Here is a 14,313-nt window from a genome sequence, read left to right on the forward strand (position 1 = left end):
CGGGGCTCAGCAGGCTCCGCCGCGGCCCTGGCGGCGCCACGGGCCGGTGATGGCCAGCATGATGCCGGGCTCCTGGATGTTGGCGAACAGCGTCCTGCCGTCGGGCGAGAAGGTCACCCCGGTGAACTCGCTGTACTCCGGCTCCTCCTCGGTGCCGATGTTCAGCTCGTTGCGGGCGATCGGGTAGGTGCGGCCGTCGCCGAGCGCGCCGAACAGGTGCTGCACGCCCTCGCCGTCCTCGGCGATGACCAGGCCGCCGTAGGGCGAGACGGTGATGTTGTCCGGGCCGTCGAAGGCCCCGTCGGCCGACGGGTCGGGGTTGACGCCCAGGAGGACCTTGAGGGTCAGGGTGCGGCGCTTGGGCTCGTAGAACCACACGGCGCCGTCGTGCGCGGCGCCAGGGCTCTCCTCGCGGGCGTAGGAGGAGACGACGTACACCCCGCCGTCGCCCCACCACATGCCCTCCAGCTTGCGGGCCCGGGTCACCTCGCCGTCCGCGAACTGCTTGCGCACGGAGGTCGTCCTGGCGTCGCGGTCCGGGACGTCCACCCAGTCCACGCCGTAGACGGTGCCGATCGTGGTGGCGCGGGACAGGTCGTCCACGAACCTGCCGCCCGAGTCGAAGCACTTGAAGGCCTGCAGCACACCCGCGTCGTCGGGCAGGGCGCGCAGCTTGCCCCGGCCGTGGTGGAATCCGGCCGGCGGGGTCCAGCGGAAGAACAGGCCGTTGGGGTTGGAGGCGTCCTCGGTGAGGTAGAGCTGGCCGCGCTTGGGGTCGACGACGACGGCCTCGTGCGCGTAGCGGCCCAGGGCCTTGATCGGCTTGGGGTCGCGGTTGGCCCTGCGGTCGTAGGGGTCGACCTCGAAGACGTAGCCGTGGTCCTTCAGGAAGCCGTTCTTGCCGGCCTTGTCCTCGGTCTCCTCACAGGTCAGCCAGGTACCCCAAGGGGTGCTGCCGCCGGCGCAGTTGGTGGCGGTGCCGGCCACGCCGACCCACTCCGCGACGTGCCCGCCGTGCTCGGCGACCTCGACGACGGTCACACCGCCGGCCGCGCCGGAGTCGTAGACCAGGCCCTCGGTCAGCGGGACCGGGTACGGCCAGTCGGCGCGCGCGCCGGCCAGCTCGTGGTTGTTGGCGATCAGCGTGGCCCCGCGCAGGCCCTCGAAGGTGGCGGTGCCGTCGTGGTTGGAGGGGGTCCACTCGCCGGACTCCAGCCTGGTGACGCCGGTCCGGGTGATGACGCGGTACGAGAAGCCCTTGGGCAGGGCCAGAATGCCCTTGGGGTCCGGGACCAGCTCGCCGTAGCCCAGCCCGCCGTGGTGCCGCGACGCGCCCGCCTGCTCGGCGGTCGCCGGGGCCTCGGCGGCGAGGGCCCCGGGTGCGGTGGCGAGGACGTCGACGGTTCCGGCCAGTGCGACACCGGCACCGGTGATCGCCGTGCGCTTGGCGAAGTCTCTGCGGCTGAGAGGCATCGTTGTCTCCTGAGGGCAGGGGTGACTGCTCTTTCGCGGTCACGCTCCCGCCCCAGGGCGAACAGGAGTTGAATGGGACGGGACGATCGGCCGCCCATTCCTTGAGGCGTTCGCGCCCGCGCCGCCTCCGTCCGCGCCGCCTCCCGTCGCGCCCGTCCCGCCGCCCCGTCGGCGGTTCAGGACGAGGACGCCGCGGGCCCCGCCGAACGGGCCTTGAAGGCGGCCTTGCGCGCCTCCTTGGCCAGCCGCTTGTCGGGGTGGATGCGGCCCATGGCCTCCAGGACGTCGGCGGTCGCCGGGTGGTCCACCCTCCAGGCGGTGGCGAAGAACCCGTCATGCCGGGCGACGAGGTCGGTGACCAGCTCACGCAGCAGCTCGGGGTCGTCATCGGCGTCCAGCTGGGCGGCGATGGTGTCCACGGTGAGCCAGAAGATCATTTCCTCGTCGGGGGCCGGGACGTCGGCCGCCTCGCGTTCGGTCAGCCAGACCCGTGCCAGTCCGCCGAGTTGACGATCCGTCAGGACCTCGCGCAGGGCCGGTTCCGCCTCGTCGCCGAGCAGGCTCAGCGCCTGCTGGGCCACCAGCCTGCGGCCGGGTGCGCTGCGGTCCTCGCCGCGCGCCGCCTCCAGCAGCTCGCGCGCCGCGTCGTACGGCTTGCGGTTGCCGAGCCAGACGTCGGCCTCCCGGCGGGCGATCGGGTACGGGTAACGGAACAGTGCCTCCAGGAGGACGGCTGCGGGCTCCCCGGCGAGATCGCCGACGACCGGGGCGTCCATACCGGCGTCCACCATCCGGGATCGCACGCCGTACACGCCGAGCGGGGTCAGCCGCACCATGCCGTAGCGGGAGACCTCCTCGAGCCCGGGCTCCTCCCCGAAGTCCGCCGCGCCCTCGGCAGGGCCCGCCTCCTCCGACTCGACCTCCTCGATCAGGGCGTCGTCCAGGGGCTGGTACTCCAGCAGCCCGGTGGCCGTGAGCAGCCGGAAGTGCTCGTCGAGGCGCATCATCGCCTCGGTGACGTCCTCCAGCAGGGCGTCGTTCGGCTCCTCCACGTCCTCGGGGATGACGAGGGACGCGGCCAGGACCGGCAGCGGCACGGCGTCCCCGGTGTCGCCGCCGGAGTCCTCCACGGCGGTGAAGAGGTAGAGGTTGGCGAGCGCGCCGTCGAGGAACCCGGCCTCCTCCTCCAGGTCCCAGTCCAGGGTGTCCAGGTCCAGCTCGCCGTCCGGGCCCAGCTCCTCCACCAGGCCGTCGAGGTCGGGGGTCGCGGCCTCGGCCAGCGCCGTGTCCAGTGCGGCCAGCCACACCTCCAGCACCTCGCGCGACCCGCCCGCGTCCAGTCGCCGCAGCGCCTCGCCGGGCACGGCGCGTCCCGCCGGCTCGTCCAGGGCCACGGTCCCGGGGTCGCCCCCGTCGCTGTCGTCCTCGTCCGGGGCGTCCTCGTCCGGGGCGTCCTCGATGTCGAGGTCGACGAGTCCGGCGTCGACGGCCACACCCCAGGCCTGAGCCGCGTCCGCCGGACCGTCCGGCTGCCCCTCCAGGCCCAGCTCACGGACGGCGCGGAGCACGTCCTCCTCGGTCAGCTCCCCCATCGCGTCCACAGTGACGTGCGGCGCGCACCAGCGCGCCAGACGTACCGCGCGGTCGAGGAGCGGTACGGCGAGTGCGAACCGCGCCAGCTCCTCCTCGGGCAGCAGCCTCACGGGCGGCAGGTCGAGGCGGTCAGCGGCCATGGCGGGGTCTCCAATACAGCGGTGTCGGGGCGCTTGAACGCGCAGCACCAGCCTAGACGTGTGAGCGCCCGGCGGGCGCGCTTCTCCTTTCCGTCACCCGCCGTTACCGCGACGGTCGCGTGATCCGCCCGCGTCGCCGCCTCGGACGGGCCCGGGACATCCGTGACCACCGGTGGGGCGGAAGTGACGTGTCGGACGGGCGACCGCCCCGGGACCACCAGGCTCCACGCGCCCGGGCTCCTCGCGCCGACGGGCGCGCGGTGTCCCGGGCCGCGCGGTCCGCCGCGACGGCGCGGCGCTGCCCGGCGAGGCGGTCCAGGGGCCACCGCGGGGTGCGGCCGCGGAGGCTCACCGCCGGCGCCGGCAGCGCAGGTCCGTACGACCCCACCGTCCCGGGGCGGCGACGAACGGCGCCTGACGGGTCACACGGGAGCGGTGCCTGAACTGGTTCCCCCCAGGGGCCGGTATGACGATCCGACAACCTCCCTAGGATGTGCGGGTGACGACGGACACCGCTACGCCGGACCACACCGACGACGCCGGCGCCCCCCGGGAGGCGACCGCCGCCGACTGGCCGCTGCGACTGCGCCGGTTCGGCCACCGCCCGCGCCCCCGCACCGACGCCCGCGAGCGGCTGGTCCCGCCCTTTCCCGAACCGGGCACCCGCGCCTGGCAGGCCCTGGGTCTCGGGCCGGCACGGGCGTACCGCGCCGCACGGGCCATGGGCTGGCTCGGTCCCGTCCTGGTCGCCGTCTTCGCCGGCGTGCTGCGCTTCGTGAGCCTCGGCAGCCCGCACGCCATCGTGTTCGACGAGACCTTCTACGCCAAGGACGCCTGGTCCCTGCTCCAGCTCGGCTACGAGGGCGGCTGGGGGGACCGCAAGGTCTCGGACCCGCAGATCCTGGGAGACCCCCAGACCATCCCCCTCGACGCGACCGGCCAGTTCATGGCCCACCCGCCGATGGGCAAGTGGGTCATCGCGCTCGGCGAGTGGATGTTCGGCCTGAACCCGCTCGGCTGGCGCTTCATGGCGGCGGTGCTCGGCACGCTGTCGGTGCTGATGCTGTGCCGCATAGGCCGCCGCCTGTTCCGCTCCACGGCGCTGGGCTGCCTGGCCGGCGGGCTGATGGCGGTCGACGGGCTGCACTTCGTGCTGAGCCGTGTCGCCCTGCTCGACGTGGTCGTCATGTTCTTCGTCCTCGCGGCGTTCGGCTGCCTGCTGATCGACCGCGACCACGCGCGGGCCCGGCTCGCCGCGGCCCTCCCCCGAGACGGCGACGGCATCGCCGGCCCTGACCGGGACACCGGTGCCCGCGCGGGCACCGGACCGCGGCCCTGGCGGCTCGCGGCAGGCGCGCTGCTGGGCCTCGCCTCCGCCGTCAAGTGGAACGGCCTGTACTTCCTGGCGTTCTTCCTGCTGCTGACCGTGCTCTGGGACGTCGGCGCCCGGCGCCTGGCCGGGGCTCGCCGCCCCTACCGAGCGGTGCTCCGCCGCGACCTCCCCTGGTCGTTGCTGTCCGTCGTCCCGGTCGCGCTGGCGAGCTACCTGGTGACCTGGACCGGCTGGTTCCTCAGCGACGACGGCTACGGCCGGCACTGGGCGGACGGCCGCGGAGGCATGTGGTCGTGGATCCCCGCGCCGCTGCGCAGCTTCTGGCACTACGAGTACGCGGTCTACCAGTTCAACGTCGGCCTGGACGACCCGCACCCCTACGAGTCCAACCCGTGGAGCTGGCTCGTCCTGGGCCGGCCCGTGTCCTTCTTCTACGAGTCCCCCAAGCTGGGACAGGACGGCTGCGGCGTCGCCGACTGCTCACGGGAGATCCTCGCGCTCGGCACGCCCCTGCTGTGGTGGGCTGCGTGCTTCGCCCTCGCCTACCTGCTGTACCGCTGGGCGCTGCGCCGCGACTGGCGCGCCGGCGCCGTCCTGTGCGCGGTCGCCGCGGGCTACCTGCCGTGGTTCCACTACCAGGACCGCACCATCTTCTCCTTCTACGCCGTGGTCTTCCTGCCCTACCTCTGCCTCGCCCTCGCCATGATGCTGGGCGCACTGCTGGGCCGGGCCGGGGCGACCGAACGCCGCCGCGCCTTCGGCGCGGTGGCCGCGGGCGTGCTCGTCCTGCTGATCGTCTGGAACTTCATCTACTTCTTCCCGATCTACACCGGGCAGACGATCCCCTACAACGACTGGCACGCCCGGATGTGGCTGAGCACCTGGGTGTGAGCAGGACCGCCGCAAGCGTTCCCCGAGCGCGCCGCGGACCGCGGTCCGGCCGTGTGCGGATCGCACGGCCGTGCCCGGCGCGCCAGTCCCGCCCCGGCTCACCCGGGCCGCATACGCTGCGAAGACGTCCTGGCGTCCTCGGTGACGCGTGGCAGCAGGACACCGCCGGACGCGGGAAGGGTGTGGCATGGCAGCCCCAGACGTGCACCTTCGGGAGATCACCGACGCCGACCGGGAGGCCGTCCGCGCCCTGCGGGTCCGACGTGACCAGAAGCAGTTCGTCGCGTCCGTGTCCCTGTCGCTCAAGCAGGCCGCGAAGATGCCGGACGCCCACCCCTGGTACCGCGCCGTGTACCGCGGCGACGAGCCGGTCGGCTTTGTCATGCTCTCCTGGAGACCGCCGTCCGGCCCCTACCAGGACCGGCACTTCATCTGGCGACTTCTGGTCGACAAGCGGTACCAGGGGCGCGGCATCGGTCGTGAGGTGCTGACGCAGATCGCCGACCTGGTCCGTGCGGACGGCGGAACCGAACTGCTGACCAGCTACGAACCCGGGGACGGCGAGCCGTGGCCCTTCTACCGGAAGTTCGGCTTCGAGCCCACCGGGGACGTCGACGACGGCGAGATCGTGCTGCGGCTCCAACTCCCTCCCGGCCGCTCCGCGACGTGACCGGCGCCGGATGCGGCGGACCTCCTTCGGCGGGCCGGCGGCCGCTGGGCAGCGGTTCCGGGCCTGGGAACGACGCCCGCGTTCTGATCGCTGCCACCTCTCGCGCCTCCCCCCGCACACGACCGAAGAGCGGACCCCCCGGCCGCGGATTCCGCAGCGCTCCGGATTCCACAACGATCCCCGCCCGTGCCGGCCCTCAAGGACGTCGACGCACGAGGGCTGTTTCATGCGAATTCCGCGCGGCATCGGCCACCACCCGGGGAGGGGAGAAGAATCGTGCACCGCCCTCACGGAGATCCCACCAGCTCGCGACTCCTCTTTTCTCATTTTCTCGCGGCCGCTCCATGACGCGATCCGCAGGCACCGGCCTCCCCGGAGCGGACGATGGAAAAATGCGAATTCGCCAGAATCGGAGCAGACGGGAGGGAGCCGCCCGGCCACGGCCGGGCAGCCCCTCACCGAGATCTCCAGGGGTCTTCCCTCGTGCGGCGCCGCGTGGTTACGGCACAAGAACCACGGAATTGATGGGCGTCATGTCGTACGGGTCGTATTCGCCCGTACCACGGACGACGCTGCTGCAGTTGGTGCCGTTGTACCCCAGGCAGACCTGGAAGCCCGCGCCGCCGGTCTGGCTGTTGACCAGTACGCGGTATCCGAGGACGTTCGACAGGTTGTGGTAGCCGTAGCTGTAGAAGATGTTCCTGCTCAGGATGCTGCCGTTCGTCTCACGGATGCACACCGCTCCCGACGGGCACGGCGTCGCCGCGCTGGCGCCGGGCGCCATGGCGAGCCCACCCCCGACGGCCATGGTCAGTGCCGCGGCGATCGTCACGATCTTGCGCATAGCGCCATCCCCCTTGCGTCCTGACACCCCGATCCGAGGCACATCACAAGAGTGCAAGCAATGCCCCTCTGTCACCAGCGGCACTTCCGGCCATTCCTCCATCGCGCGGACGCATGGCCGTCGCGAGGTCGGGACGTCCGTTCCGGCGACGCACTGCCCATGTTCCGCTGGGCGCGCACAAAAATGGGCCTTGTTCCAGGAATCCTGAATCGAGTCAAGCACCTTACAAGCCAGGCTCCTCTACAACGCGCCATTCTTGCCCGGTCCGCCCCGGCGTGCGGGCGGGGTCGCATTAAGGGGCCGATTCAGCCATCCTCCCGCAGGCCGGCTCCATTTCGAGTGCCTGCTCAGCCCTCCCCCACTGCGAATAGCCGCAGGTCGGCAGAGTGTCCGATGGCGGCATCAATCAATCTCACCAAGTTTGCCAGTACATCGACAAACGGATCCCACTTCAGGCAAGGTGGCTCCCGTTCCACCCCGCGGATCAACGCAAAGGAGCACTGATGCGCAACACGCTGAAGCGTAAGGCGGCCATGGGACTGGCGGCTGTGGCGATGGCCGCAGGTGGCGTCGTCTTCTCCGGAGGCTCCGCCAGCGCCGAACCCCTGTGCAACTACATATCCGACTCGTCCCGGCCGACGATCTACCCCACGAACGTGAGCTCGGCAGTCAAGCAGATCCAGTGCCTGATCAACAACTACAGCAACTACCCGTACTGGCTCGATGTGGACGGCGAGTACGGGCCGGCGACCAAGGACGCCGTCGGCTACGTGCAGTCCTGCAACCGGACGTCCGGGGGCGTGGACTACATCGTGGGTTCCAGCACGTGGAACGCGCTGTACAACCCCATCGCGGCCTGTCGCCTGTAGTCGGGCACGCCGGAACGCGGCTGCCGCGTTTCCGGCCTCGAGAGACACGCTGGACGAGCACGGAGACCGCGAGCGCCCTCCCCGGCCGCCCTGGGTCGGGGAGGGCGCTCGCTCGCGCGGGCCGGCGCGGCCTCCGGTGCGGGGCCGGGCACGACACCCGGCCCGCAACTCGACGCTCCGTCAGTTGTGGCTGTGGAGCATCTCGTTGAGCCCACCCCACGAACCCTTGCGCTGGATCACCTCGACCGTGCCGGTGACGGAGTTGCGGCGGAAGAGGAGGTTGTCGGCGCCGGAGAGCTCCTTGGCCTTGACGATGGTCTCGTCGGGGAGGGTGACCCGGGTGCCCGCCGTGACGTAGAGCCCGGCCTCGACCACGCAGTCGTCGCCCAGGGAGATGCCGATACCGGCCTCCGCGCCGAGCAGGCAGCGCTCGCCGATGGAGATGACGGACGTGCCGCCGCCGGACAGGGTGCCCATGATCGAGGCGCCGCCACCGATGTCGGAGCCGTCGCCGACGATGACGCCCTGGCTGATGCGGCCCTCGACCATGGAGGTGCCCAGCGTGCCGGCGTTGAAGTTGCAGAAGCCCTCGTGCATCACGGTCGTACCGGACGCGAGGTGGGCGCCGAGGCGGACGCGGTCCGCGTCGGCGATGCGCACCCCGGCGGGGACGACGTAGTCCGTCATGCGCGGGAACTTGTCGACGCCGTACACCGACAGGTGCAGGCCCTCGGCCCGGGAGGCGAGGCGGGTGCGCTCGATGGCGCCGACGGGGACGGGACCGAGGGAGGTCCAGACGACGTTGGCCAGGAGACCGAAAATGCCGTCCAGGTTCTGCTCGTTGGGCTTCACCAGGCGGTGGCTCAGCAGGTGCAGGCGCAGGTAGGCGTCGTGGGCGTCGAGCGGCTTGTCGTCGATCGAGGCGATGACGGTGCGGACGGCGACGACCTCGACGCCACGACGGGGGTCCGGCCCCAGCGCCCTGGGGGCGGCGTCGCCCAGCAGTTCGGCGGCCTGGTCCGCGGTGAGCCGTTCGGTCCCGGCGGGCCCAGGCGCCGCCACGAGCTCGGGCGCGGGGAACCAGGTGTCGAGGACGGTGCCGTCGTCGGCGATCGTGGCGAGGCCTGCGGCGACGGCACCAGTGGCGCGAGAGGTGGCGGTCGTGTCAGTCATGAGTCGAACGCTAGTCGCTGCGCCCCGCGCTTGCCCAACCGGCCCGCCATCCGGAACGCCGCCGCGCCGCGGCCGACACGCCCCCGGCGGACTTCGCCGCGCCGGCCCCTCCCCCCGTACCGCGCCTCCACCGCGCGGCGGCCGCCAGCAGCACGATCCCGCTCGCCCCGGCCAGCGCCGCGCAGACCGGCCACAGCGCGCCGGGCGAGGCGTCGTAGAGGGCGCCGCCGAGGGGCGGGGCGAGAACGGTGCCGCTGGCGGAGGCCCCCGCGTACAAGGACTGGAAGCGGCCCTGCAGGTGCTCGGGGGCGCTGTCGGCCGCATAGGCGGTGGCCGTGGTCTTGTAGAGGATCTCCCCCGCTGTGAGGAGCACCATCATCGTCACCGCGGTGGCGAGGTATGCGCCGCCGACCAGGGCCGCGTATCCGGCGCCGACGAGGACGAGCCCGACGCTGATGATCGGCAAGGGCGGACGCCGGCGCAGAGCGATGGCGGCCGGGATCTCCAGGCAGAGGATGACGCCGCCGTTGACGGCGATCAGCAGGCCGTACACGTCCGTTCCGATGCCGTGGTCGGCGAGCCAGACGGGCAGGGTGGAGTACTGCTGCCGGTAGACGGTGTCGGTGACGAGGATCGTCGCCAGCAGTACCACGACGGCGGGCCGGGCGCGCAGCGCCGCCCACAGCCCGTCGGCGCGGGCTCGCGGCCCCGGCCGGCCCCGGCGGGCGCTTCCCGCCGGCAGCGCGAGGGCCGCGTAGCCGGCGAAGAGCAGCGTGCCGAGGCCGTCGGCGACGAAGAGCCAGGTGTACGAGGTGTGGGCGGCCAGCAGCGCGCCGAGCGGCGGCCCTACGGTGAAACCGGCGTTGGAGGCGAAGCGGAACACGGCGAAGCCCTGGCGGCGGGCTCCCTCGGGCATGGAGACGGCGACGAGCGCGGCGTTGGCGGCGCGCACCGTGCCGGCCGCGTACTGCGCCAGCAGCAGGACGGGCAGCAGCGCGGCGGTGGGAAGGGCGGGCAGCGCGACGAGTCCGGCGCCGGAGACGGCGGACCCTGCGAGCAGGACGCGGCGGTGCCCGAGGTGGTCGCCGAACCAGCCGCCCGTGAAGTTCCCGGCGACCAGGCCCACCCCGCCCGTACCGGCGATGAGCCCGGCCTGCGGGACGGGCAGGCCCCGCACCGAGGTCAGCCAGACGAACAGGTAGACGAACGTGAAGCTCACCACCGCGTTCGTGAAGACCCCCGCCGCCAGCGTCCAGACGACCCTGGGCACCTCGCGCATGCCCCGCACCCCCCCGTTGCGAGTAAGTTCCTTTTGGGAACTCACTTCCGGGTGGCAGGATAGCGGCATGGCCCGCCGCACAGACCTCGGTGACGCGAACTGCTCCGTCGCCCAGGCCCTCGACGTGGTCGGCGACTGGTGGACGCTACTGATCGTGCGGGACGCCGCCCGCGGCCTGGAGCGCTTCGACGACCTGCAGCGCGAACTCGGCGTCTCCCGCAAGGTGCTGACCGAACGACTGCGTCTGCTGGTGGACGCGGACGTGCTGGTCCGCGAGCCGTACCAGGAGCGCCCCGCGCGCTACGCGTATCGGCTCACCCCGCGCGGCAGGGCGCTGCTGCCGGTGCTGATCGCCCTGCAGGACTGGGGCGACCAGTGGGTGCTGGGCGACGGCGCGACCACCGGCACCGCCGCGGACGGCTCACGGGAGGCGGAGCGCATCCACGCGCTGACGGGTACCCGGGTGCCCCCCTTGCGGCTGCCCGCGGGCGCGGACGGCACACTGCGCGACCCCGTATCCGCGGACCACCCGTTCACCGTCGTGTACTGCTTCCCCGGCGCCTATGCGCGGCCCGCGTCCTATCCCCCGGGGTGGGGCGCGATCCCGGGAGCCGCGGGCTGCACGCTGGAGTCCTGCACCTACCGCGACCGGCTGGCGGAGTTCGCCGCGGCGGGCGCCGCCGTGCACGGGGTGAGCTCGCAGCGCCCGGACGAGCAGGCGGAGTTCGCCGAGCGGGAGCGGCTGGGCTTCCCGCTGCTGTCGGACGCGGAGCTCACCCTTGCTGCGGCGCTGCGGCTGCCGACGTTCCGGGCCGGCGGCACGGTGCGGTTGAAGCGGCTGACGCTCGTGGTCGGCGCGGACCGGGTCGTCCGGCGGGTGTTCTACCCGGTCACGGACATCACGGCGAGCGTGGCGGCGGCGCTGGACGCCGTCAGGAATGCGACGCGGCCCTGACCGCCTCGGGTTCGGCGGCAGCGTCCCGCACACCCGGCAGCCGCCCGGCGCCGAGCACGGCCGCGCCGGCCACGAGACCGAGGACGGCGCACAGCGGCCACAGCGCGCCCGGCGCGCTCTCGTAGAGCACGCCGCCGAGCGGGGCGGCCAGCACCACGCCGCTGATGGAGGCGCCGGCGTACATGCTCTGGAAACGGCCCTGCAGGTGGTCGGGGGCGCTGTCGGCGACATAGGCCGTGGACGGCGACTTGTAGAGGATGTCGCCGAGGGTCAGCAGGATCATCATGACGACGGCGGAGGCGATGTACCAGCGGCCCGTGGTCAGCGCGGCGAAGCCGAGCCCGACCAGGATCACGCCGCTGCCGATGATCGGCAGCGGGGCGCGCCGGCGCAGGGCGACGGTGACGGGCAGCTCGAAGAGGATGACCAGGGCGCCGTTGACGGCGATGAGGGCGCCGTAGACACCGGTGCCGACGCCGTGGTCCTGCAGGTACACGGGCAGGGTGGAGTACTGCTGGCGGTAGACGGTGTCGGCGACCAGGATCGCGCCGAGCAGCACCAGCACGGCGGGGCGGGCGCGCAGCGCCGTCCACAGACCGGGCGCGTCCGGGGAGGAGCCGCCCCGGGGCCGGTGGTTGCCGTTGGCCGGCAGGATGAAATGCGCGTAGACCCCGAAGAAGAGCATGCCGAGGCCATCGGCGACGAAGAGCCAGTCGTACGAGACCGTGGTGGCGATCAGCGCGCCGAGCGGCGGGCCCACGGTGACGCCGAGGTTCGCCATGAAGCGCAGCAGGGCGAAGCCCTGGCGCCTTGAGCCCTCGGGCACGGAGAAGGCGATGAGCGCGGAGTTGGAGGCCCGGGTGACCCCGGTGGCGTACTGGGCGACCGGGAAGACGACCGCGAGGGCGGCGGTCGGCGTCAGCGGCAGGGCGGCCAGGCCGAGACCGGAGACGACCATGCCGGCGATGAGGGTGCGGCGGTGCCCGAAGCGGTCGCCGAACCAGCCGCCGGTGAAGTTGCCCGCGACCATGCCGACGCCGCCCACACCGGCGATGAGGCCTGCCTGGGATGTGCTGAGCCCGCGCGGCCCCGTCAGGTAGACGAAGAGGTAGACGAAGGTGAAGCTCACCGCCGCCACGAAGAACATGCCGGTGGCGAGGAGCCACACCACCCGCGGTATGTCCTTCATCGCCTGTTTCATTTCCTGTCCTCCGATCGACCCCCTACAAGAATCGATCACGTGAAGGCGTGAATGCGGCGCGTGAGGATGCCGGATCAGGTCGCGACCGGTATAGGCCAGCAGTTCTCCCGGGGAGTACAGGTCAGCGGGCTCGCGCGGGCTCGCCCACGATCCGTGCGAAGACCTCGCGGGCCTCCTCCCGGTCGATGTCGCGGCCGGTCAGCAGGGCCTGCAGGCACATCCCGTCGGTGAGGGCGGCCAGTGCCCGGGCGGTGACGGGGTCGGTCCACCGGGTCAGGAGCCCGGTCATGCGGTCCACCCACTCCGCGGCGACAGGGCGCACGGCGGCGCGGCGGAGCGCGGCGAGATAGAGCTCGTACTCCAGCCGCGCGCGGGAGCGGTCCCGGGAGACCGCCTCCGCGACGAACCCGGCCAGTTCCGCGGCCAGGTCGGCGCCGGGCGAGCCGAGGAGGGCGCGTTCCTCGACCTCCCGGAAGTAGGCCTCGTTGCACTGCCGCAGGGCCGCCACCAGCAACTCGTCGAGGGTGGCGAAGTGGTACGTGGTCGAGCCGAGCGGAACGTCGGCCACCGCGGCCACCGTCCGGTGGCTGAGCCCGGCGATACCGCGCTCGCCGACCACGCGGATCGCCGCCTCGATGATGCGCTGCCGGCGGTCGGGGTCGTACCGCCGCGCCATCAGTGGGAGCCGCCGAGGTTGAGGACGACCACGCCGGCGACGACCAGGAGTATCCCCGTCAGCTTGGCGGCGGAGGCCGCCTCGCCGAGGAAGACCATGCCGATGGCGGCGATCGCGGCGGTGCCGACCCCGGCCCAGATCGCGTAGGCGGTGCCCACCGACATCGTCCTGAGGGTCTGCGCGAGCAGTGTGAAGGCGATCAGATAGCCGGCGGCGGTGCCGAGCGAGGGCCACAGCCGGGTGAAACCGTCGCTGTACTTCATGGAGGTCGTACCGAGCACTTCGGCGAGTATCGCCCCGCCCAGCAACACGTATGCCATGCGTACAAGCGTACCCATCGATGCGTACACCCGTACGCATACCGAACTCCTCACGACCGGCGCGACCACCACCGCTTCCGGGCGCCCTCGGGCGTCGCGGCCGGGGTCAGGCCCAGCGAACCGGTCAGGAAGAACTCCCCGTCCACCCAGTGCCCCGGGGCCGGAACCTCCGCCAACTCCCCACCGGCCACGGCGACGTCGACCTCGTGACCGCCGATGGTCCGCACCCGCAGCCGGTGAAGTGGCCGCCCCCGGCCTCGCCCACGTGGACCTCGGCGAGCAGCACCTCCCCGGCGAAGGCCGCATGCGCCGAGGGCACCCAGTCATCAGCCGCCGCCTCCGGCCTGAACAGGCCGTACGGAACGAGGTAGTCGGGTGCGAAGCCGATCTCCCGGCCCTCCTGCGCGGCGTCGTACGCCTCCTTGCCCCCGGTGTGGAGGGTGATGCGCTCGGCGAGCGCGGCGAGCCGCAGTTCGCCTCCGGAGGCCGTACCGCCCCGGGCCCGCAGCACGGCGCGATCCTCCAGCTCCACCGCGAGCGGGCACAGCATCGTCCCGCCGGGCGTGTCCAGCAGTTCGAGCCGCGTGGTCTCCGCGTCCACCATCTCGACCCGGGCCACCGGCACCGGCTCTGCGGCGGGCGCCAGGCACGGCAGCACCTGGGCGATCGACCGTTCCTGTGTCTCGATGACGACCCGGGCGCCGCCCGCGCCCGTCCACACGTGCTGCCTCAGCCCACCCTCGACCCGCTGTGTGTCGGCGCGTTCGAGGAGTCCGACGACAAGCGCGCGGAAGGATTCCCGGTCCGTCACGTCGAGTCCGATGGCGGCGAAATGACTGCTCATGCGGGGAAGACTCACGGAGCCAGGGGAACGCGCGCAAGCGAAAACACGACCG

13 protein-coding genes are annotated in these 14,313 nt (G+C 72.4%); 4 read left to right on the forward strand and 9 right to left on the reverse strand.

Annotation, left to right across the window (positions count from 1 at the left end; all coding sequences use genetic code 11):
• Positions 1 to 6: 6 nt before the first annotated feature.
• Entirely contained in the window at positions 7 to 1,473 is a 1,467-nt protein-coding gene (locus tag ACRWND_RS11760) for an alkaline phosphatase PhoX (protein ID WP_431948641.1), read from the reverse strand.
• A 176-nt stretch (positions 1,474 to 1,649) separates the two neighbouring features.
• Positions 1,650 to 3,206: a hypothetical protein gene (locus ACRWND_RS11765; protein WP_431948642.1), complete on the reverse strand. Its 1,557-nt coding sequence runs from the start codon at positions 3,204 to 3,206 to the stop codon at positions 1,650 to 1,652.
• A 499-nt stretch (positions 3,207 to 3,705) separates the two neighbouring features.
• Between ACRWND_RS11765 and ACRWND_RS11770 the strand changes: the two genes are divergently transcribed.
• Together ACRWND_RS11770 and ACRWND_RS11775 are read left to right on the forward strand one after the other, a co-directional pair.
• Positions 3,706 to 5,430, forward strand: coding sequence for a dolichyl-phosphate-mannose--protein mannosyltransferase (locus ACRWND_RS11770; protein WP_431948643.1), 1,725 nt, complete (start codon positions 3,706 to 3,708; stop codon positions 5,428 to 5,430).
• 187 nt (positions 5,431 to 5,617) lie between these two features.
• Positions 5,618 to 6,100, forward strand: a complete 483-nt coding sequence (locus ACRWND_RS11775) for a GNAT family N-acetyltransferase (RefSeq protein ID WP_431948644.1) — start codon at positions 5,618 to 5,620, stop codon at positions 6,098 to 6,100.
• A 499-nt stretch (positions 6,101 to 6,599) separates the two neighbouring features.
• Here the strand turns inward: ACRWND_RS11775 and ACRWND_RS11780 are convergent, their stop codons facing one another.
• Positions 6,600 to 6,944, reverse strand: a complete 345-nt coding sequence (locus tag ACRWND_RS11780; RefSeq protein ID WP_431948645.1) for a hypothetical protein — start codon at positions 6,942 to 6,944, stop codon at positions 6,600 to 6,602.
• Positions 6,945 to 7,447: 503 nt separating this feature from the next.
• Between ACRWND_RS11780 and ACRWND_RS11785 the strand changes: the two genes are divergently transcribed.
• Positions 7,448 to 7,813, forward strand: coding sequence for a peptidoglycan-binding domain-containing protein (locus ACRWND_RS11785; protein WP_431948646.1), 366 nt, complete (start codon positions 7,448 to 7,450; stop codon positions 7,811 to 7,813).
• 180 nt (positions 7,814 to 7,993) lie between these two features.
• On the opposite strand, the gene dapD is transcribed toward ACRWND_RS11785, so the two are convergent.
• Together dapD and ACRWND_RS11795 are read right to left on the reverse strand one after the other, a co-directional pair.
• Positions 7,994 to 8,986, reverse strand: a complete 993-nt coding sequence (gene dapD, locus ACRWND_RS11790; RefSeq protein ID WP_431948647.1) for a 2,3,4,5-tetrahydropyridine-2,6-dicarboxylate N-succinyltransferase — start codon at positions 8,984 to 8,986, stop codon at positions 7,994 to 7,996.
• Between the two features lie 10 nt (positions 8,987 to 8,996).
• Positions 8,997 to 10,265: an MFS transporter gene (locus tag ACRWND_RS11795; protein ID WP_431948648.1), complete on the reverse strand. Its 1,269-nt coding sequence runs from the start codon at positions 10,263 to 10,265 to the stop codon at positions 8,997 to 8,999.
• A 67-nt stretch (positions 10,266 to 10,332) separates the two neighbouring features.
• Here ACRWND_RS11795 and ACRWND_RS11800 point away from each other — a divergent pair, with 67 nt between their 5' ends.
• Positions 10,333 to 11,220, forward strand: a complete 888-nt coding sequence (locus ACRWND_RS11800; RefSeq protein ID WP_431948649.1) for a winged helix-turn-helix transcriptional regulator — start codon at positions 10,333 to 10,335, stop codon at positions 11,218 to 11,220.
• On the opposite strand, the gene ACRWND_RS11805 is transcribed toward ACRWND_RS11800, so the two are convergent.
• The 4 genes from ACRWND_RS11805 to ACRWND_RS11820 all read right to left on the reverse strand — a co-directional run bounded on the left by ACRWND_RS11805 (position 11,198) and on the right by ACRWND_RS11820 (position 14,261).
• A complete protein-coding gene (locus ACRWND_RS11805; RefSeq protein WP_431948650.1) occupies positions 11,198 to 12,421 on the reverse strand; it encodes an MFS transporter in 1,224 nt (407 codons plus the stop codon). The two genes, ACRWND_RS11800 and ACRWND_RS11805, sit on opposite strands and share 23 nt — an antisense overlap.
• Positions 12,422 to 12,542: 121 nt before the next feature.
• Entirely contained in the window at positions 12,543 to 13,097 is a 555-nt protein-coding gene (locus ACRWND_RS11810; RefSeq protein WP_431948651.1) for a TetR/AcrR family transcriptional regulator, read from the reverse strand.
• The gene (locus tag ACRWND_RS11815; protein ID WP_431948652.1) at positions 13,097 to 13,417 is read right to left on the reverse strand and encodes a DMT family transporter; all 321 of its coding nucleotides are present in this window, start codon (positions 13,415 to 13,417) and stop codon (positions 13,097 to 13,099) included. The genes ACRWND_RS11810 and ACRWND_RS11815 overlap by 1 nt, the downstream gene beginning before the upstream one ends.
• A 124-nt stretch (positions 13,418 to 13,541) precedes the next feature.
• The gene (locus ACRWND_RS11820; protein ID WP_431948653.1) at positions 13,542 to 14,261 is read right to left on the reverse strand and encodes a hypothetical protein; all 720 of its coding nucleotides are present in this window, start codon (positions 14,259 to 14,261) and stop codon (positions 13,542 to 13,544) included.
• Positions 14,262 to 14,313 lie beyond the last annotated feature (52 nt).

This window comes from Actinacidiphila sp. bgisy167 (genome assembly GCF_965342175.1).
Taxonomy (GTDB): domain Bacteria; phylum Actinomycetota; class Actinomycetes; order Streptomycetales; family Streptomycetaceae; genus Actinacidiphila.